This window comes from Xenorhabdus hominickii, from assembly GCF_002632725.1.
GTDB lineage: Bacteria > Pseudomonadota > Gammaproteobacteria > Enterobacterales > Enterobacteriaceae > Xenorhabdus > Xenorhabdus hominickii.
The window spans coordinates 287335-308021 of sequence record NZ_NJAI01000007.1 but is presented as its reverse complement, the minus strand read 5'-3'; the positions used below and the strand labels follow the sequence as shown (position 1 = coordinate 308021).

Annotated in this window: 20 protein-coding genes and 1 pseudogene; 13 read left to right on the top strand and 8 right to left on the bottom strand. The window is 41.5% G+C overall.

All coding sequences use genetic code 11. From position 1 onward, the window contains the following. Positions 1-11 precede the first annotated feature (11 nt). From sapA to gstA, 7 genes are all read left to right on the top strand, one after another. Positions 12-1769: an ABC transporter substrate-binding protein SapA gene (gene sapA / locus Xhom_RS20385; RefSeq protein WP_069316015.1), complete on the top strand. Its 1758-nt coding sequence runs from the start codon at positions 12-14 to the stop codon at positions 1767-1769. Further along, positions 1766-2731: a putrescine export ABC transporter permease SapB gene (sapB, locus tag Xhom_RS20380; protein ID WP_069316016.1), complete on the top strand. Its 966-nt coding sequence runs from the start codon at positions 1766-1768 to the stop codon at positions 2729-2731. Before sapA ends, sapB begins: the two co-directional genes overlap by 4 nt. Next, on the top strand, positions 2718-3605 hold the full coding sequence (sapC, locus tag Xhom_RS20375) for a putrescine export ABC transporter permease SapC (protein ID WP_069316017.1): 888 nt from the start codon (positions 2718-2720) through the stop codon (positions 3603-3605). Before sapB ends, sapC begins: the two co-directional genes overlap by 14 nt. Further along, entirely contained in the window at positions 3605-4597 is a 993-nt protein-coding gene (sapD, locus tag Xhom_RS20370) for a putrescine export ABC transporter ATP-binding protein SapD (RefSeq protein WP_069316018.1), read from the top strand. The genes sapC and sapD overlap by 1 nt, the downstream gene beginning before the upstream one ends. Then, a complete protein-coding gene (gene sapF, locus Xhom_RS20365) occupies positions 4598-5407 on the top strand; it encodes a putrescine export ABC transporter ATP-binding protein SapF (protein ID WP_069316019.1) in 810 nt (269 codons plus the stop codon). Between the two features lie 242 nt (positions 5408-5649). After that, the gene (gene fabI / locus Xhom_RS20360; RefSeq protein ID WP_069316020.1) at positions 5650-6438 is read left to right on the top strand and encodes an enoyl-ACP reductase FabI; all 789 of its coding nucleotides are present in this window, start codon (positions 5650-5652) and stop codon (positions 6436-6438) included. Positions 6439-6696: 258 nt separating this feature from the next. Continuing rightward, positions 6697-7305 carry a glutathione transferase GstA gene (gstA, locus tag Xhom_RS20355; RefSeq protein WP_069316021.1) on the top strand — a complete coding sequence of 203 codons (609 nt, stop codon included), beginning with the start codon at positions 6697-6699 and terminating at the stop codon, positions 7303-7305. Between the two features lie 93 nt (positions 7306-7398). Here the strand turns inward: gstA and pdxY are convergent. From pdxY to anmK, 4 genes and pseudogenes are all read right to left on the bottom strand, one after another. Continuing rightward, positions 7399-8277 (bottom strand): annotated as a pseudogene (gene pdxY, locus Xhom_RS20350) (pyridoxal kinase PdxY). Positions 8278-8386: 109 nt separating this feature from the next. After that, entirely contained in the window at positions 8387-9658 is a 1272-nt protein-coding gene (gene tyrS / locus Xhom_RS20345) for a tyrosine--tRNA ligase (protein WP_069316022.1), read from the bottom strand. Between the two features lie 150 nt (positions 9659-9808). Next, entirely contained in the window at positions 9809-10462 is a 654-nt protein-coding gene (gene pdxH, locus Xhom_RS20340) for a pyridoxamine 5'-phosphate oxidase (protein WP_069316023.1), read from the bottom strand. 37 nt (positions 10463-10499) lie between these two features. Continuing rightward, entirely contained in the window at positions 10500-11609 is a 1110-nt protein-coding gene (gene anmK, locus Xhom_RS20335) for an anhydro-N-acetylmuramic acid kinase (RefSeq protein ID WP_069316024.1), read from the bottom strand. A gap of 353 nt (positions 11610-11962) precedes the next feature. Here anmK and Xhom_RS20330 point away from each other — a divergent pair, with 353 nt between their 5' ends. Continuing rightward, positions 11963-12436 (top strand): outer membrane lipoprotein, encoded by a 474-nt coding sequence (locus Xhom_RS20330; RefSeq protein ID WP_069316025.1) that lies wholly within the window; start codon positions 11963-11965, stop codon positions 12434-12436. A gap of 74 nt (positions 12437-12510) precedes the next feature. On the opposite strand, the gene slyA is transcribed toward Xhom_RS20330, so the two are convergent. Then, positions 12511-12948, bottom strand: a complete 438-nt coding sequence (gene slyA, locus Xhom_RS20325) for a transcriptional regulator SlyA (protein WP_069316026.1) — start codon at positions 12946-12948, stop codon at positions 12511-12513. Between the two features lie 677 nt (positions 12949-13625). Continuing rightward, positions 13626-13865, bottom strand: coding sequence for a DUF1289 domain-containing protein (locus Xhom_RS20320; RefSeq protein ID WP_069316027.1), 240 nt, complete (start codon positions 13863-13865; stop codon positions 13626-13628). Between the two features lie 240 nt (positions 13866-14105). Between Xhom_RS20320 and gloA the strand changes: the two genes are divergently transcribed. After that, the gene (gloA, locus tag Xhom_RS20315; RefSeq protein ID WP_069316028.1) at positions 14106-14513 is read left to right on the top strand and encodes a lactoylglutathione lyase; all 408 of its coding nucleotides are present in this window, start codon (positions 14106-14108) and stop codon (positions 14511-14513) included. 149 nt (positions 14514-14662) lie between these two features. Next, the gene (gene rnt, locus Xhom_RS20310; RefSeq protein WP_069316029.1) at positions 14663-15319 is read left to right on the top strand and encodes a ribonuclease T; all 657 of its coding nucleotides are present in this window, start codon (positions 14663-14665) and stop codon (positions 15317-15319) included. Between the two features lie 64 nt (positions 15320-15383). On the opposite strand, the gene Xhom_RS20305 is transcribed toward rnt, so the two are convergent. Continuing rightward, entirely contained in the window at positions 15384-15725 is a 342-nt protein-coding gene (locus Xhom_RS20305; RefSeq protein ID WP_069316030.1) for a Grx4 family monothiol glutaredoxin, read from the bottom strand. A 360-nt stretch (positions 15726-16085) separates the two neighbouring features. On the opposite strand from Xhom_RS20305, the gene sodB reads away from it, so the two are divergent. Beyond that, on the top strand, positions 16086-16664 hold the full coding sequence (sodB, locus tag Xhom_RS20300) for a superoxide dismutase [Fe] (RefSeq protein ID WP_069316031.1): 579 nt from the start codon (positions 16086-16088) through the stop codon (positions 16662-16664). Positions 16665-17226: 562 nt separating this feature from the next. Next, positions 17227-18252 (top strand): HTH-type transcriptional repressor PurR, encoded by a 1026-nt coding sequence (purR, locus tag Xhom_RS20295; protein WP_069316032.1) that lies wholly within the window; start codon positions 17227-17229, stop codon positions 18250-18252. 3 nt (positions 18253-18255) lie between these two features. On the opposite strand, the gene punR is transcribed toward purR, so the two are convergent. Next, positions 18256-19164, bottom strand: coding sequence for a DNA-binding transcriptional activator PunR (punR, locus tag Xhom_RS20290; protein ID WP_069316033.1), 909 nt, complete (start codon positions 19162-19164; stop codon positions 18256-18258). Between the two features lie 123 nt (positions 19165-19287). Here punR and punC point away from each other — a divergent pair, with 123 nt between their 5' ends. Further along, positions 19288-20499 (top strand): purine nucleoside transporter PunC, encoded by a 1212-nt coding sequence (punC, locus tag Xhom_RS20285; RefSeq protein WP_069316034.1) that lies wholly within the window; start codon positions 19288-19290, stop codon positions 20497-20499. Positions 20500-20687: the final 188 nt, after the last annotated feature.

Here is a 20687-nt window from a genome sequence, read left to right as displayed (position 1 = left end):
TGACGTTTTATATGCGCTATTTGACTTACTGGATCATATTCTTGCTTTCAACTCCCGTTCTGGCGGAAAACAAAGCGACTCCAGAACCCATTGAGACTATTCCAGCACCGAGTAAAATTATTTCAGAACCGATGAAAACCAAGCTAAGTTCTAAACCGGACAGCACATCGGAGAATTTGTCCCACCTTTCGACCGACTTACGGCAAAATGGCTTTATTTATTGCGTTAATGGCAATCTGAATACGTTTAATCCACAAATGACCATCAGTGGCTTGACGGTGGATACGCTTGCAGCACAGATTTACAATCGTCTACTGGGTGTTGATCCTTTCACCTATCGTTTGATTCCTGAATTGGCGTCTCACTGGGAAGTACGGGACAATGGAGCAACTTATCGCTTTTATTTGCGCCATAATGTCGCTTTTCAATCAACCGCCTGGTTTACCCCAACCCGAAACATGAATGCAGATGATGTCGTTTTCAGCTTCCGTCGTGTCTTCGATAAAACGCACTACTATCATGATGTCAATGGTGGTCACTATCCTTATTTTGATAGTTTGCAATTTGGTGATTCAGTACAGGACATTCGCAAGATCGATAAATACACCGTTGAATTCCGCCTTAAAGCACCAGATGCCTCCTTTATCTGGCATCTGGCAACTTATTACGCCCCTGTACTGTCTCATGAATATGCTCAAAAACTGCACCAAATAAATCGACAAGAACAAATAGATTGGAAACCTGTCGGAACAGGGCCATTCATGCTGGAAGATTATCAGGTGGAACAATTTGTTAGGCTCGTTCGCCATGATAAATACTGGAAAGGTAAACCACGCATGGAACAAGTTGTTGTAGATACTGGTGCCGGTGGCACAGGCAGAATTTCCAAACTCCTCACGGGCGAATGTGATGTGCTGGCCTATCCCGATGCCAACCAATGGAATATGTTGCATGATGATCCAAACCTGCGCCAGACATTGCGCTCAGGCATGAATATCGCCTATCTTGCATTTAATACAAGTAAACCACCACTCAATCAGTTGAAAGTTCGTCAGGCCATTGCTTATGCCATCAATAACCCGCGACTAATGAAATCCATTTATTATGGTACGGCTGAAACAGCCGCATCCATCTTACCCCGTGCTTCATGGGCATATGATAATCGTGCCGAAATTACCGAATACAATCCTGAAAAATCCCGCAACATGTTAAGTGAACTGGGGTTAAATGGATTGGAGTTAACATTATGGGTTCCGACTGCGTCACAATCCTATAATCCAAGTCCTCTTAAAATGGCAGAACTCATTCAGGCAGATTTAGCTCAAGTCGGAATTAAAATGTCTATCCGCCCCGTCGAAGGGCGTTTTCAGGAAACTCAATTGATGGACAAAACACATGATATGACACTTGCTGGCTGGTCTACAGATAGTAACGATCCTGACAGCTTTTTCCGTCCATTACTGAGTTGTGCTGCCATCGCGTCCCAAACAAATCTGAGTCGATGGTGCGACTTTGCTTTTGATGATGCCCTGCATCAGGCGCTGTTAAATCAGCAACTTGCATCACGCATCAAAAATTATCATAACGCACAAGAAATTCTCGCGCAGCAATTACCTGTATTACCATTAGCTTATTCAATGCGCTTACAGATATTTCGATATAACATTAAGGGATTAGTATTAAGCCCGTTTGGTAACAGCTCCTTTGCCGGAGTGTACCGCGAACAGGAAACCTCTCCCCCCGCTGAAAATAAAAAGGGAAGCAAATGATTATTTATATCCTGCGTCGTTTGTTGCTCTTGATTGTGACTCTGTTTTTGCTTTCATTAATCAGTTTCAGTTTGATGTATTTCACACCACATGGTCCCTTAAGTGGTGCATCACTGGTAGATGCCTATGTGTTCTATTTCCACAGCTTGCTCCAATGGGATTTTGGCATTTCCAGCATTAATGGCGAACGGATTATTGAGCAACTGTACAAAGTCTTCCCAGCAACTATGGAACTTTGCATACTCTCTTTTTCTATGGCGTTATTAGTTGGCATCCCTCTTGGGATCATCGCGGGTGTCTGGCGTAACAAAAAAGTGGATATTATTATCAGCTCGTTTGCTCTGTGCGGTTTTTCTATCCCTGTTTTCTGGTTGGCTCTATTGCTAACGCTTTTATTTTCTCTTCACTTAGGATGGCTGCCCGTTTCAGGGCGATTTGACTTACTCTACCGAATGGAGCCGGTGACAGGCTCAGCATTGATTGACGCTTGGTTGTCAAAAGCACCTTATCGCAATGAGATGATCATCAGTGTTATTTTGCATATGATCCTACCGGTGATTACTCTGGCCGTCGCTCCTATGACAGAAGTCATACGTTTAATGCGCAATAGTGCAGAAGAAGTATCAACTGCAAATTATATAAAATCAGCAGCAACACGTGGTTTGTCTCGTCTGACAATCATACGCCGACATCTATTGCATAATGCTTTGCCCCCTATTATTCCCAAGCTGGGATTACAGTTTTCAACCATGCTTACATTAGCTATGGTGACAGAACAGGTATTTAACTGGCCCGGATTAGGGCGTTGGCTTATCAGTGCTATTCGTCAGCAAGATTATTCAGCGATCTCAGCGGGCGTTATGGTGATAGGTGCTCTGGTTATTTCAGTCAATGTACTGACCGATATTATAGGAGCAATGGCTAATCCCCTGAAGCATAAGGAATGGTATGCCCTTAGATAACTTTTACCGAGAAAAGAAAATGCCTTCGCCATTAAAAGTTATCTGGCGACTTTTCTATTCTGACATATTGGCGATGACGGGCCTTTATGGTGTGCTGGTTTTAATTGCATTAAGCTTATTTGGAGACCAACTCGCCCCTTATCGGCTTGATCAACAATTTATCCACCAGCTTTTGCCTCCGTCATGGTCACATCACGGTAATGTTGCCTTTTTCCTTGGAACCGATGACCTTGGGCGTGATATTTTCAGCCGCCTGCTGATTGGTACTTCTTCCACATTCGGAGCCGCATTAGTTGTAACCACAGCGGCTGCTATTGTCGGATTAATCATCGGTGGCCTTGCCGGAATAACTCAGGGATTAAGATCGGCTGTCCTGAACCATATTCTTGATGCCCTACTCTCTATTCCTTCACTGCTGTTGGCAATTATTGTGGTTGCTTTTGTTGGAGCCAGCTTGCAACATGCCATGATTGCGGTTTCGCTATCGTTACTGCCTCGGATTGTGCGTACAATTTATACTTCAGTGCATGATGAGCTGGATAAAGAGTACGTTATCGCAGCGCGTCTGGATGGTGCTTCAAATTATCATATTTTGCGCTATGCCGTTTTTCCTAATATCACTGCGGTAATAGTCAGTGAATTAACCCGTACGCTCTCTATCGCTATCCTTGATATCGCTGCATTGGGGTTTCTCGATCTTGGCGCACAATTGCCATCTCCCGAATGGGGTGCCATGTTGGGCAATTCATTGGAATTGATCTATGCGGCACCTTGGACCGTTATGTTGCCCGGTGCCGCAATTATGTTCAGTGTCCTACTGGTTAACTTACTGGGTGACGGCCTCCACCGCGCCATTAACGCAGGAGTCGAATGATGCCATTGCTCGATATTCGAAACCTCACCATCGAATTCATAACGGCAGAAGGCCCCGTCAAAGCCGTTGACCGAATGAGTATTTCGCTGACAGAAGGTGAAATTCTGGGATTAGCAGGTGAATCAGGTTCAGGTAAAAGCCTGATTGCCAAAGCGATATGTGGAATTACAAAAGATAATCTTAACGTTACCGCTGATCGTTTTCGCTTTAACGACATTGATTTATTGCGCCTGACGCCAAGACAGCGTCGTAAAGTGATTGGCCATAATATATCAATGATTTTTCAAGAGCCGCAATCATGTCTTGATCCATCAGAAAATATTGGTAGGCAACTTATTCAGTCTATTCCGGGATGGACATATAAAGGCCGTTGGTGGCAACGATTGAATTGGCGAAAACGCCGTGCCATTGAACTGCTGCATCGTGTTGGCATCAAAGACCACAATGACATCATGCGTAGTTACCCTTATGAATTGACAGAAGGTGAATGTCAAAAAGTGATGATTGCCATTGCTCTTGCTAATCAACCGCGATTGTTGATTGCAGATGAACCGACCAACGCAATGGAGCCAACAACACAAGCGCAGATATTTCGTTTACTATCGAGCTTAAATCAGAACAACAACATGACAATCTTGTTAATCAGTCATGATCTGCAAATGATGAGTAAATTAGTCAAACGTATCAATGTGCTATATTGCGGTCAGACTGTCGAATGCGCAACTCCCGATGAACTGCTGGTAGCTCCGCACCATCCCTATACTCAGGCGCTGATCCGATCAATTCCTGATTTTGGTAGCCCTCTGCCCCATAAAAGCCGTCTGAATACACTGCCAGGAGTGATTCCCTCACTGGAACATTTGCCCATTGGATGTCGTCTGGGACCTCGCTGCCCCTATGCCCAACGAACCTGTATCGAAACGCCACGGTTACGAGTGATTAAAAACCATTCTTTCGCCTGCCACTTTCCCTTGAACATGGAGGAACAATAAGTGGTTGAGACATTATTGGAAGTCAAAAATTTGACCAAAACTTTCCGTTATCGTACCGGATTGTTTCGCAGTCACCATCTTGACGCCGTAAAACCTGTGAGCTTCAATTTGCAACCTAAAAAAACACTGGCAATTATTGGTGCAAATGGCTCCGGCAAATCCACGCTGGCAAGAATGCTATCTGGCGTTATTGAGCCAACTTCGGGTGAAATCCTGATTAATCAGCACAAACTGGCTTACGGAGATTACAGCTATCGCAGTCAACGAATTCGCATGATTTTTCAGGATCCGAGCACTTCACTGAACCCTCGTCAGCGTATTGGTCAGATCCTGGATATGCCCCTAATCCTGAATACGGAGCTGTCTCCTACTGAGCGGGAAAAACGAATCAACCAAACATTGCGTCAGGTTGGATTATTGCCAGATCATGCTAATTATTATCCACACATGCTCGCTTCAGGACAGAAACAACGTGTTGCGCTGGCGCGGGCTCTGATATTGCAGCCACAAATTATTGTTGCCGATGAGGCATTAGCTTCCCTTGATATGTCACTACGTTCCCAAATCATCAATCTGATGTTGGAATTACAGGAACAACATAGTATTGCCTATATCTATGTAACCCAGCATCTTGGGATGATGAAACACATCAGTGATCAAGTTCTGGTAATGCATCAAGGGGAAGTTGTCGAACGTGGTAATACAGCGGAGGTATTGGCTTCTCCACTGCATGAAATTACACGTAAATTGATAGCCAGCCATTTTGGTGAAGCACTCTCCACTGAAGCATGGCGGCAAGATATCACTTAAGATTTTAACCAATAAATTGTAAGTTGAATTGAGGCAGTAAGGGAACAAAAAGGCAATTTGAAAGATAGAGAGTGTATTTTATTCACTGATCGGAACAGCAAGGGAAACTCACCACATTTCTCTTGGTCGTGGTAGAATCATCTCCGTTTATTAACAATAAATACCATTGTCATGCTGAGTATATTATTTTTATTACTCCTGAATATTGGTGTTTGACTACAAAGAACAATAAGGATACTGCTATGGGTTTCATGACCGGCAAGCGCATTCTCATTACTGGCGTCGCCAGCAAACTGTCTATCGCTTATGGAATTGCCAAGGCAATGCACGAACAAGGTGCAGAATTGGCTTTTACCTACCAAAATGACAAATTGAAACCTCGTGTCGAAGAGTTTGCTGCATCATTGAATTCTAATATCGTGCTGCCATGTGACGTGGCCGAAGATGAAAGCATTGATGCACTGTTTGTTGAGTTGGGCAAAGTGTGGCCTAAATTCGACGGATTCGTTCACTCTATCGGTTATGCTCCTGCTGAACAGCTTGATGGCGATTATGTTAATGCCGTCAGCCGTGAAGGCTTCAAAATTGCACATGACATCAGCGCATATAGCTTCGTTGCAATGGCAAAAGCATGTCGTAACATGCTGAATCCTAACTCTGCATTGCTAACCCTGAGTTATCTGGGTGCAGAGCGTGCAATCCCTAACTACAATGTGATGGGATTAGCAAAAGCCTCTCTGGAAGCAAATGTGCGTTATATGGCAAATGCAATGGGTGCTGAAGGCATTCGTGTTAACGGTATTTCCGCAGGCCCAATCCGTACCCTGGCTGCATCAGGTATCAAGGATTTCCGTAAAATGCTGGCACACTGTGAAGCCGTTACTCCTATCCGTCGCACTGTAACAACAGAAGATGTCGGTAACGCTGCTGCATTCCTGTGTTCTAATCTGTCTGGTGGCATTACTGGCGAGATTCTACACGTTGATGGTGGTTTCAGCATTGCAGCTATGAATGAGTTAGAATTAAAATAATAATTCACTCATATCCTAAGATAATCTCCACATTACGGTGGGGGTTATCTCTCTTCTATCCTCTGCATCAATTCTTCCTTCACACACTCCGATTATTTGACTACTTTTGAATTGAAAGATCATTCAGGTAGATACTACACACAAACTATCACTAGTTAATGTAGAATCATAAAATGTATCCATAGTGTAAAACTTCAAATAATGTTCTTGCGTTCTATTGCATCCCTGTATTAAAAAATCTTGATTAAGGAGCAACGAATGAAACTGTACTATACGCCGGGTGCTTGCTCACTCTCCCCGCACATTATTCTCCGTGAAACCGGACTGGACTTTAGCCTAACAAAAGTAGATTTAAAAAGTAAACTCACTGAAAATGGCGATGATTTCCTTAAAATTAACCCCAAAGGACAAGTTCCAGCACTCATGCTCGACAATAATGTCATTCTCACAGAAGGTCTGGCTGTTGTTCTATATCTTGCCGATCAGAAATTAGATAGGAATTTAGTGGCCCCTGCCGGATCGCTGGAACGTTATCATCAAATTGAATGGCTGAATTATATTGCCAGCGAAATACATCAAAATTTCGGGGTATTTTCACCTACATCGGCAGCACCAGAAAGTTATCGTTCTACTATTCGAAGCAAGTTACTCACAAAATTTACTTATCTTGATAGTATCTTAGCAAAACGTGAATATATTGCCGGTGATCATTTTACAGTGGCAGATGCTTATCTATTTACAACCTGCGGCTGGACTCCTCGGATAAATTTGGACTTATCCCAATTAAGTTATTTGAATGCCTATATACAAAAAATTAAGCAACGCCCGCATGTTCACGATGCTTTAAAAACAGAAGGAATAATTTAGTCATAGAAGAGAGTGCTTCCGGTATTCTGACTCAATGACCCAACACATTGATTAAGGCTACCGGAAGCATAATTTGAATAATAATTTTCAGCGTCAGTCTATTTGTACAGCATGGAATTGGTGCTCTGGAGTGACCATTTTATCTTGAGCAGCAACGAGCTGTAATTCAAATTCCCCACGCCTTTGAGTTTCCAGCATGATTTCATAGACGGCGGCTGTAATATGCTCTAGCGCAAATTGCAATTCAGCATTGGTCAAAGATTGACTCTTCAATAGATTAACAAGGAACAAGCCACTGGTTAAATCACCGACACCAACAGGCTGGCGTTCACCTGTATCAATCAATGGACGGTTGATATGCCAGCTATGTTCTTTAGTTACCAGAAGCATTTCAAAGCAATCTGTTCGATAGCCTGCACGACTGAGATGTTTAACTAACACAATCTTAGGGCCTTTTTCACATAACTCACGAGCGGCGGATATCGCTTGTTCTACATTTTCAATTTTCCGCGTAGTCAGTGTTTCAAGTTCCAATAAGTTAGGTGCAATAATATCACTGGCCGGTAATGCCTTTTCACAGAGAAATTCAGCAACTCCGGGTGCGACGATGCATCCTTTTTCTGGGTGTCCCATGACAGGATCACAAAAATACCAAGCATCAGGATTAGCTAGCTTAACCTACTTCACTATATCAAGAATATAATTTCCCTGCTCAGCAGAGCCAATATAACCACTCAATACTGCATGGCAGGATGCTAATTTATCAATTTCACCAATACCCTGCACAATTTCAGCCAAATGCTCTGGAGGCATTACACACCCTCGCCATTGAGGATATTGGGTATGGTTAGAAAACTGAACCGTATTTAATGGCCATACGTTCACCCCCATACGATTCATTGGAAAAACAGCCGTGCTGTTCCCCGCATGACCAAAGACTACATGAGACTGAATTGAAAGAACATTTTTCATGATAATGCCTAGTTTATTATTTTTAGAACCATGAGTAGTTTATAAGAATATCAGATACTTTAAGGGCAACATTAATGTTGCCCTTAATACTTAGTGACACCTTTATGGATTATTTCCAGTTGATCAGGCAATAATGTTTTTTGCCACGGCGTAATAAAGTATAACGTCCAAACAAACGATCACTGTCCGCAAATACATACATAGGCTCAGACTGTTTCTCACCATTGACGGAAACTGCGTTTGAGTTGATCATGGTACGAGCCTGTCCACGGGAAGGAACAAATTCCGCAGTAACAAGTGATTGTTGCAAATCATCTCCATTTTCAAGTTCAATCGCTGGCATGCCATCTTGAGCCAATTGCGCAAGATCATCTTCGGTCAAATCAGCAACTGCACCAGAGAATAAACTCTCAGTGATCCGCTTAGCGGCAACAAGACCTGCATCTCCATGCACCAGCTTAGTGACTTGCTCTGCTAATACATATTGGGCACGTGGAGCTTTACCGCTATTTTTATCTTCTTCTTCCAACGCATTGATCTCTTCAATGCTCATGAAAGTAAAGAATTTCAGGAAACGGTAAACATCTGCATCAGCAGTGTTAATCCAGAACTGGTAGAATTTGTATGGGCTAGTTTTTTTCGGGTCTAGCCAAACTGCTCCACCTTCTGTTTTACCGAATTTAGTACCATCAGATTTAGTAATCAAAGGTACAGTCATACCAAATACTTGTTTCTGGTGTAAGCGACGCGTCAAATCGATGCCTGAAGTAATGTTGCCCCATTGATCTGAACCACCAATCTGCAATTCAACACCATATTTTCCATTCAGGTTAGCAAAGTCATATGATTGCAATAGGTTATAAGAAAATTCAGTATACGAAATACCAACATCATCACGGTTCAGACGCTGTTTCACCGCTTCTTTGTTGATCATCTGGTTAACGGAAAAATGCTTACCAATATCACGTAGGAAAGTAAGCACATCCATTTCACCAAACCATTCATAGTTATTGGCTAATTCCGCACCATTTTCACCATCAAAATTAAGGAATGGTGAAACTTGTTTACGAATTTTCTCCACCCACTCTGTAACAGTTTCTTCTGTGTTTAATTTGCGCTCAGTTGCTTTAAAGCTTGGATCGCCAATCAAACCTGTCGCACCACCAACCAACGCAATAGGCTTATGCCCAGCAAGTTGGAATCGTTTTAAACACAGCAAGGGAACCAGATGACCCAAATGCAAGCTGTCAGCGGTAGGATCGAAGCCACAATAGAGAGAAACCGGACCTTGCGCCAGTCTCTCAGCTAACGCCTCTTCATCCGTTACCTGGGCAATAAGGCCCCGCTCTTGCAGTTGTTTAATCAGGTTGTTGCTAGACATCAATGACTCCATCAGTTTGTATTCTTTATTTATATGAGAAACTCGTTATAAATCGCGAGCTATAGCATAAAACGCCAGTAATATAAGTGCCAGTATTAAAAACAGTAATTAGTGCTGTTGTAGCCAGTACTATTATTGTAATCAATACCGTTAAGGTGCCAGACGATCAATATGCCATTCATCACCTTCACGCTGGTACAAAAAGCGATCATGAAGACGATGTGAACCACCCTGCCAAAATTCTACTGAATCAAATTCGACTCGGAATCCTCCCCAGAAATTAGGCAAAGGGACTTCACCATTTTGGAATTTCTGTTTTAACTCTAAAAACTTACCTTCCAAAATTCCTCTGGCAGAAATCCGTGAAGATTGCTGAGAAGCCCAAGCTGCAATTTGGCTATCTCTCGGACGGCTATGGAAATATTTCACTACTTCAATAGGCGATAATTGTTCCGCCTTACCGAGAAAACTAACCTGCCTTTCCAGTTGATACCATGGAAAATGGAGGCTGATCCGCTTATTCTGAGCCAAATGTTTAGCCTTACGACTACCAAGATTGGTATAAAAAACTAAGCTGCGAGCATCAAAGTGTTTTAATAGAACAATGCGCTGATAGGGCTGACCATGCTCATCAACTGTGGCAATACACATTGCTGTCGGATCGCTCAGTCTGGCTTCACAAGCCTGTTTAAACCAACGTTCAAAAAGTTCAATCGGTTCTTTAGTAAGATCTTTTCGTCTTAATCCACCGCGTATATATTCGCGACGTAATTCTGCGATAGCTGTTTCATTATGTTCTGACATTTCTAACTCTCGATTTCCTAATGAGTATTAGATATTATTATCTGACTACAGGGTAAATTGCGCCTAAAATCGTTTCCCTGTCTGCACCCGTCACTGATGGTAAATTTCCTGACAAGCCTGACATAGTACGGAATGCCAACCACGCAAATGCCAGCGCTTCCATGTCATCACCGCTCAATCCATATTTATCTGTCGTCGCCACTTCAGCATTCGGCAATAAAGCAGATAACCGACTCATAACGAGCGGATTTCGTGCTCCACCGCCACAAACCAGAAGGCGATCACATCCACCACTCAGTATCACCTGCTGAGAGATGCTCACAGCGGTTAATTCAGCCAACGTTGCCTGAACATCCACAGGTTCAACGTTAGGATAATCAGCTAACTGTTTTTCCAGCCATGTCATATTAAAGTATTCACGCCCCGTACTTTTCGGTGCTGTGCGCGCAAGATAAGGATCAGAAAGCATTTTCTGAAGTAAAGGTTCGTTGACGGTTCCTTCACTGGCCCACAGTGCATCTTTGTCGTAAGGTAATTGTTTATGCCGCCATATCCAGGCATCCATCAACATATTACCAGGCCCAGTATCATACCCTTTCACGGCAGTATCAGGCAGAAGCGCTGAAATATTTGCAATCCCACCAATATTCAGAATAATACGCCGTTCTGCCGGATGACCCAATACTGCCATATGGAATGCGGGTACCAAAGGTGCTCCCTGACCACCATAAGCCATATCACGTCGTCTGAAATCACCTACCGTTGTAATATTGGTAAGAGCGGCGACACGGTTATTGTCACCAATTTGCATGGTGAAAGGTTTCTTACCATCTGGCTCATGCCAAACCGTCTGCCCATGACACCCAATTGCAGTAATATCGTTAGCAGTCAGCCCAGCTTTATCCAGCAACCCTTGTACAGACTCCGCAAAAAGAGTGCCAAGTTCATAGTCTAATCTTCCTACTATTGATAATGTCGTTTGCTGTCCCTGACAGATAGAAAGTAATTCTTGCTTGATCTCTTGCGGGAAAGGATGATTATAACTTACTTCCTGTTTAACAACTTTATCACTAATCGTTGCTAGAATAACATCAACGCCATCCATACTAGTGCCAGACATTACACCAATATAACACCCTGATTTCATAAATATTCCCCTACTTAAAGAATGGATTACATTTAGCAAGTGGATTAAATTTGATAATGAATAAACTATAAAGCACATCCATTTGGACTATATATGTTTAATAGCCAATATCAGAGATAAAATCTGAGTTTTGGAGAGACCTTCACAAAACATGCTAGACTTTTGGTCAGGAATTATTCCTTTCTAAGTTCATATTAGGTATTTATTATATATGTTGATATGAGTCATTAGTGGCTGACCAATGTATCCGCTCTGCTACTAACGCTTTGCTACTAACAATAAATAGTAGCCGAATGCTTGGTTGTAGATTTACTATCAAGCTTCCCCATCGGGCATTAAAATTAGGAGTGACTATGTTCAAACGTTTCCTGGTTGGTGCAGTTGTAGTAACCACTCTATCTGGTTGTGCAGACATGGGAGCACTTTCTAGCGATACTTATACTATTGACCAAGCCAAACGTGCTCAAGCTGTGACCTATGGCACTATCTTGTCTGTACGTCCCGTCACTATCAAAGGTAATCAAGAAGGTAGTTCCAATATGTTGGGTCTTATTGGTGGGGCCGTCTTGGGAGGGCTGTTGGGTAATACAGTCGGCGGTGGTACAGGCCAACGACTTGCTACAGCCGCAGGAGCTATTGCTGGCGGAATGGCTGGTACAGGAATCGAAAGCGCTATCGACAAGACGAAAGGTGTTGAGTTAGAAATTCGTAAAGATAACGGGCAGCATGTCATCGTAATACAAAAATTGGATCAAGTCCAATTCAGCAGAGGCCAACGTGTCAAAATCGCTGATAGTGGGAGATCTCTAACTGTATCGCCACTCTGAAATACGGAATAACACAAAACTAAAAAATCGCGGGTACCAGATCTGGACCGCGATTTTCTTACTACGATTAATTCCTATATTACCTGTTTATGTAATTGGCTAATATTTTTTTCGATTTTCTTTATTACAGAAGCAAGTAGAATTAACTCATCATGAGTAATTCCCTCCAAGATTTCTTTCCTTGTCGAATCAATAACACTATCTACCTCTCTGATAAAGGTTTCCGATTCTCCGGTTAATTTGATTCTTTTTGCTCGTCGATCATTAGCACATGTATGTCGTGTAATCAGTTTCTTTTCTTCTAATTGATCCAGAGTTCTCACCAAAGATGGTTGCTCAATACCAATAGCTTTCGCGAGCTGTATCTGTGACTGTTCTGGTGGCAGCTGACTAATATTGTATAGAGTAACCCAATGTGTCTGAGTTAATTTCAGCGGTTTCAAACGATGATCAATTAAAGCGCGCCAAACACGGACTAAACGTGCCAGATCTGATCCCAATGTCAATTCCAATTACCCCTCCTTATAATTAGAGACTCATATAACATCAATGAACTATCCAATCAGTTTATTCATATGAATAATGGATACGCACCCTATATCATGCTTACATTAGCAGAATCAAAAATTTCGCTAATTACCTAATTAGTGTCGCGTTGGCTTGTTACTCAAAGTTGACATCTTCGTCGCCCTAAAGAGCGAAGTTTTACGGAGCACCGAATAGAATCGCGCATTAATCCACCAACGATATAAACTTTATAAAATAATCCTCAAACTAAACTATTGTAATTTTAAATATCAACAAAAAAAATACAAACCCCCAAAATATATACATTTCCACTCGGTTAAAGTTCTATAAGAATAACCGCCATCCAAATACTAATCTATATATTTTTACATTAATATCATTTTTCTCTTACAGACAGGGCCGCAATAATAATAAATAACATAAAAAACAATAAGATAAAAAATAGTTCTTTTATTGTTCAATAAATAATTCTTTGATAAGAAATCTTTAATTAAACATCTTATTAGGTCAAGTGAAATGATACTTTTAAATGACATATGTCAAATAAATAGGTAAAAATATAAAAAATATATCATTTATTACTGGTAGTACTTCGTGTTTTTACGGTAATCATAAATTATTATTCATATAAATAACATTTTTTCACCAATTTAGCATAAAATTAAAATAAATCGGGCTGTTCTGGAATAATATCTTCATCATTACCTTTTATTTTTAATGTTCTCAGATGTCTTTGATGACATAAACGCAATATTTTTCTTTTTTCACTATTTGATAATTTCATCCACATAAATCGTTCTTCTCGACTTCGATAACATCCTCGGCAAAAACCACGAACATCCGATTCACAAATCCCTTGGCAAGGGTTTGGAATAACAAAAAATTCTAATTGTTCAGCCATCTAAACCTCCTGCACTGAGACGATAAAATCTTATCTTCTTTCCCCTATAAAGAGGAAACTACCAACGCAAATCAGTATAAGTGTCTAACATAAAAATTTAAATTAAAATAGTAACCAATTGAAATTAAATAGATGAAAGGACAAATTGAATTATTTTATCTATACAAGTTATAGTACTCAGGTATATACAATTATGTGAGCAACGTTTCACAATAAGACTATAAATATCAAGAGGTAATCATGCGCTTACTCCATACTATGATCCGTGTTGGCAACATGCAACGCTCGATTGATTTCTACACTCAGGTGATGGGAATGCGTTTACTTCGCACCAGTGAAAACTCAGAGTATAAGTATTCCCTCGCTTTTGTTGGCTATGGCGATGAAAGTAAAGGTGCCGTCATCGAGCTAACCTACAATTGGGGTGTTGAAAACTACGAAATGGGAACCGCATTTGGGCATATCGCTTTGGGTGTTGATGATGTCGCAGCGACTTGTGAACGCATAAAATTCGCTGGTGGAAATGTGATCCGTGAAGCAGGGCCTGTCAAAGGTGGAACAACTGTCATTGCGTTTGTTGAAGACCCTGATGGATATAAAATCGAACTCATCGAAAACACAAGTGCCAGCAGTGCATTAGGCAATTAATTATTCACACACATGCAAAGGGCATATCTTATTGCCCTTCATTCTCTTCATTGGATAAGCATTACTTCTGCAAGACATGCCAAATTTTGTCATAATACTCCTTAACCCAGAGTTAAAAACAAAATCCTGAAGTTTAAGAACAAAATCAGATGCCTAATAAAAATGATCAAAACATGCTAAGCGGACGCTTTCGTGGTTACTATCCCGTTGTCATTGATGTCGAAACAGGAGGATTTAATGCACGTACCGACGCTTTACTTGAAATTGCTGCAATTACTTTAAAAATGAATGAAGAAGGTTGGTTGACCCCTGCCGATACATTGCATTTTCATATTGACCCATTCGAAGGGGCTAATCTAGACCCTGCGGCTCTGGCATTCACGGGTATTGATCCAACAAATCCTCTGAGGGGAGCAGTCAGTGAATACACCGCATTACATGCTATTTTCAAAATGATCCGCAAGGGTATGAAAGATACTAACTGTAACCGTGCGATTATGGTCGCCCATAATGCTAATTTTGATCATAATTTTGTGATGGCAGCTGCAGAACGTGCCAGTTTGAAACGCAATCCCTTTCACCCATTCGCCACTTTTGATACAGCCGCACTCAGTGGGTTAGTTCTTGGTCAAACCATTCTCGCTAAAGCTTGTATCACCGCGGGAATGCCGTTTGATAGCAATCAAGCACATAGCGCACTTTATGATACCGACCGGACAGCTTTGCTTTTCTGCGAACTCGTCAATCGCTGGAAACGGCTCGGTGGCTGGCCTTTACCTTCTGCTGAAACGGATGACAACCCCTAAAATTTCAAACCCCATACCTGCTAAGGGGTATGGGGCAACGAAGAACATTCATCATATTGATGAATTACTCACCTTCTTCCTGTTCGCGATACTTATCAGCAGTCTCTTTGATCAGCGTTTGTAATTCACCGCGCTGGTACATTTCAATAAGAATGTCACATCCTCCCACCAGCTCGCCATCTATCCAAAGCTGAGGAAATGTCGGCCAGTTTGCATATTTAGGCAATTCTGCGCGAATATCGGGATTTTGCAGAATATCTACGTAAGCAAAACGTTCACCACAAGCAGATAAAGCCTGAACTGCCTGAGCGGAGAAGCCACAACTTGGCAATTTTGGGGAACCTTTCATATACAGCAGAATTGGGTTTTCTTTAATTTGGCGCTCGATTTTCTCAATAGTTGTCATTTTTACTTCCTTAAACCACAGGTGCTGTTTACCAGCATCAGAAAAGATTGATTTAGAATACCACTTTCTACCGCAAATTTTCTACCGTGAACTTTCTGCTACAAACTAGTTGTCATGATTTGCAGAAATCGCCATTTGATATTTTTCACCCCAATTAACTACAACTTGTCCATCTTACAGTTCAGTTCTACGTCAGATCGCAGCAAAATAGCATCTTTTTCCCTGTTATTTCACAGAAAAGTTGTTAAGATAATTATCAAAACAGTAACATAATAAAAAGCTTGAATTTGCTGTGCTCATGATTACTACTCAAATCATGATTTGCATAGCCAAAAACCCGATATAAAAAAGGAGCATGCAATGTCTTTTGAATTACCAGCATTACCTTATGCCAAAGATGCCCTAGAACCACACATTTCAGCAGAAACTTTGGAATATCACTACGGCAAACACCACAACGCCTACGTTGTAAACCTGAATAACCTGATCAAAGAAACCGAATTTGCCGATAAATCACTGGAAGAAATCATCAAAACATCTGAAAGTGGCATCTTCAATAACGCAGCACAAGTCTGGAACCATACTTTTTACTGGCATAGCTTGTCACCAAATGGCGGCGGTGAACCAACCGGAAAAGTAGCAGATGCAATCAACAGCGCTTTCGGTTCTTTTACTGAATTTAAACAGCAATTTACTGATGCAGCTCTGAAAAACTTTGGTTCTGGCTGGACATGGCTGGTCAAAAAAACTGACGGTAGCCTAGCTATCGTAAATACTTCTAACGCAGCAACCCCATTGACTGGCGAAGATAAACCAGTACTGACTGTTGATGTTTGGGAACACGCATATTACATCGATTACCGTAATGCCCGTCCTCAATATCTGGAGCACTTCTGGGCTCTGGTCAACTGGAAATTTGTTGAAGAAAATCTGGCTTAATAGATAAATTCTCTCGCCAGATAAAAATAGCAAGGGCGGATTCTCTAGCATCCATAGAATCATGAATGCCGGAGAATCTGCCCTTAAAATAGGCGACATTACACCTAAAAATGCTTTTTAGATCTTGATCAGATTAGGCAAAGACTTCCAAAAAAAACAATCATTATCAATGCGCTACCGGCAGCCATTAACCCCAGCTTCAGATCTGTATCCATAGAACATCCTCAATGTGAAAATTAAGACACTCCAACACCATAAATCTTAAGTCGCTTTTCCAACTTATTATCTAAAACTGTACCGTGGTATTTAATCTATATACTTTATAATAGCATCGATTATTACTTTCACTTTTGAGCTAGATCAGACAAAATCCAAGGTTTATCGCTAACTTGTTGCCAACCATCACACTATATATAAATATGTTGGCAAACGATTAACAAATATCTATATCCAAGAGACTTCAAGTTGTAACGTGGTGGCAGATAAATGCAGTCAATCCAGTGCAGCTTGAAAAATGAAGGGTATATAAACATAGACCATAAGGTCAGGAGTCCTTTTTATCATGGCAACGATTAAAGATGTGGCTAAACGCGCTGGCGTTTCGACCACAACCGTATCCCATGTTATTAATAAAACCCGCTTCGTCGCCGAAGATACAAAGGCCGCAGTTTGGGCTGCGATTAAAGAACTGAGCTATTCTCCGAGTGCAGTTGCGCGTAGTTTGAAAGTTAACCACACCAAATCTATCGGACTACTGGCAACTTCATGTGAAGCCCCTTATTTTGCTGAAATCATCGAATCTGTTGAAAATAGCTGCTACAGCAAAGGCTATACTTTGATCCTATGTAATTCACACAATGATATTGACAAACAAAAAGCCTACCTTGCAATGCTGGCCCAAAAGCGTGTAGACGGCTTACTTGTCATGTGCTCAGAGTACCCAGAACAATTATTGAGTATGCTGGAAGGGTATCGCAATATTCCCATGGTAGTCATGGATTGGGGTGAATCCAGAGGGGATTTTACCGATGCGATTGTCGATAACGCCTTCCATGGTGGCTATTTGGCTGGTCGCTATCTTATTGAACGCGGTCATCGTGACATTGCTGCCATTCCTGGTTCATTAGCGAGAAATACCGGGGGTGGACGTCACCAAGGCTTTATCAAAGCACTAAAAGAGGCCAACATCGCCATTCGGGATGAGTGGATTGTCCAAGGTGATTTTGAACCTGAGTCCGGCTATCAAGCCATGTATAAGATCCTGAATCAGAAACAACGTCCAACGGCTGTCTTTTGCGGTGGAGATGTTATGGCTATGGGAGCAATCTGCGCTGCTGATGAATTGGGATTACGTGTTCCACAAGATATTTCCATCATCGGTTATGACAACATTCGTAACGCTCGCTATTTTACTCCAGCATTGACAACCATCCACCAACCTAAAGAACGTCTGGGGCAAATGGCTTTTTCTATGCTACTGGACAGAATCGTCAACAAACGTGAAGATGCACAGACTATTGAAGTCCACCCGCGCCTCGTTGAACGACGTTCTGTCGCGGATGGGCCTTTCATCGATTATCGCCGTTAACGATTAATCGTCTTGCAGCCATTCTGCATTAAGCGTTTCGCTATCCCCAAGATAATCAAGCAACCAACTTAATGCTGGTGAATGGCTTTTTTGCGACCATGTTAAGCAGCATGGGCTATCAGGTAATGGTTGTTCAAGTTCGAGTGCAGTCAGTTTCCCTTTGCGGATTAACGGCAATGCACGGTGCTTGGGCACCATTCCTACACATAACCCATCCATCAGGCAATTCAGCCCAATATCCCAATCAGGAACGATCAATCGTCGCTGATTATCCAAAGCCCATGTGTTACGCTTAGGCAAACTGCGCGAAGTATCTTCAAGACATAAGCTGGAATATGAACGCATTTGATCGTCATTCAATTTTCCCGATATCGCTACCAGCTCATGTTCGGGACTTACTACACATAACCAAGGCATGAATCCCATATCCCTGAAACTATAACGCTCACCAACAGGAGAAGCCCGCGTCGCACCAATAGCAACATCCACCCGTTCATCTACCATGGCATCCCATACCCCATTAAAAACTTCAGGATAAACAAATAATTCAATATCAGGAAAATGACGATAAAAATCCAAAATTAATCGAAGTGTTCGCTCAGGTTTTACCACCTGATCAACCGCAATACTTAACTGCCCCCTCCAACCATTGGCAACTTGCTGACATTGATGACGAGTGTGATTCATTTTTTTGATAACAATACGCGATTCCTTAACAAAAATAGCGCCGGCCTCGGTTAACTCAACATCACGATGACGTCGTTCAAATAAAGGTACAGCCAGCCATTCTTCGAGTTGTTTTACCGTATAACTGACAGCAGAGGGGACACGATGAAGCTCTGATGCAGCCGCACTGAAACTTCCCGTTCTGGCAACTGCATCAACAACTTCCAGAGAGTATTCAGACCACATATATCTTCCTTTCAATTTTTTTCACAGCATGATGCAAATATTACCGTTTCACAAATAAAAATAATGCCATATAGAATAAACCAAGTATTTCCTTATCCATTACCACACCAAGTTACTAAGAAAATGACAACAAATAAAAATTCCACCCTATTCATGTTTTATCTTGCCGGCCTGAGTATGCTCGGTTATTTGGCCATTGATATGTATTTACCTGCTTTTGACGCGATGAAAGCAGAACTAGGTACATCAGAAGGCGCCATTAGTGCGAGTCTTAGTATCTTTCTTGCTGGTTTTGCCGTTGCCCAGCTTTTATGGGGACTATTGTCTGACCGCATAGGAAGAAAACCTGTCCTTATTATCGGATTATCTTTATTTTCCATTAGCTGTTTAGGGATCCTTTGGATAACTGATTCCACTCAACTACTAATCCTGAGGTTTATTCAGGCAGTTGGAGTCTGCTCCGCAGCAGTGACTTGGCAAGCTTTGGTTGTCGATAGATATGACACAGAACGAACAAAACGCGTTTTTGCCATGATTATGCCTCTGGTCGCTCTTTCCCCTGCCCTCGCACCTTTATTGGGAGCATGGTTACTGTCACATACTAGCTGGAGAGTTATTTTTCTTGTTTTAATGGCAGTGACGCTTTTACTTTTGATACCCACATTTCTCCTGAACAATAAACATAAATCGATCGATGCTAATACCGATCAACAGTCGATTTCTTTCTTTACATTACTAGCATCCCCCGTTTTTAGCGGAAACGTATTAATTTATGCTTCTTGCAGTGCTGGTTTTTTTGCTTGGCTAACGGGCTCACCAATAATTTTGAACGAAATGGGGTATGATCCGACCGATATCGGTCTAAGTTATATTCCTCAAACTCTGGTATTTATGATCGGCGGGTACGGCTGTCGGATCTTATTGGAAAAAGTGAAAAGTGAAACGATATTTCCATTTTTGCTGATAGGTTATGCTATTAGCATGGCAGCTATTTATTTGCTTTCTATATTCAGTACCCCTTCATTTATGGCTATTCTGATTCCATTTTGTTTTATGGCGGCAATGAATGGCGCGTCCTACCCAATTGCCGTGTCAAATGCACTCTCTGTTTATCCTAAAAACAGTGGTAAGGCTGCTGCATTGCAAAATGCTCTGCAATTGGGCCTTTGTTTTGTCGCAAGTATGATTGTCTCCATCTTTATGAAATTTCCTCTTGTATCTACTACAACAGTTATGGTTTCTACTGTTGTTCCAATGGCCTTAGGCTATTGGTTACAAAAGAAAAACACTCAAAAAAGCACAGATTACACATTAAATATTCGCTCAAAAAAATAATAAATAAGAACATTATTATCTAAAGGTTACATCATATGTGGCCTTTAGATGATTGTTTAAATGTTATTTAACTCATATACTCATACAGATTCATTATTCTAAAAATTCGGAATTTGAGGTTTTCAAGGGCATAGAAGCCCTATTTAAATTCAGGATGAATAAAAACTGTATCATTTAGTTATAATTTA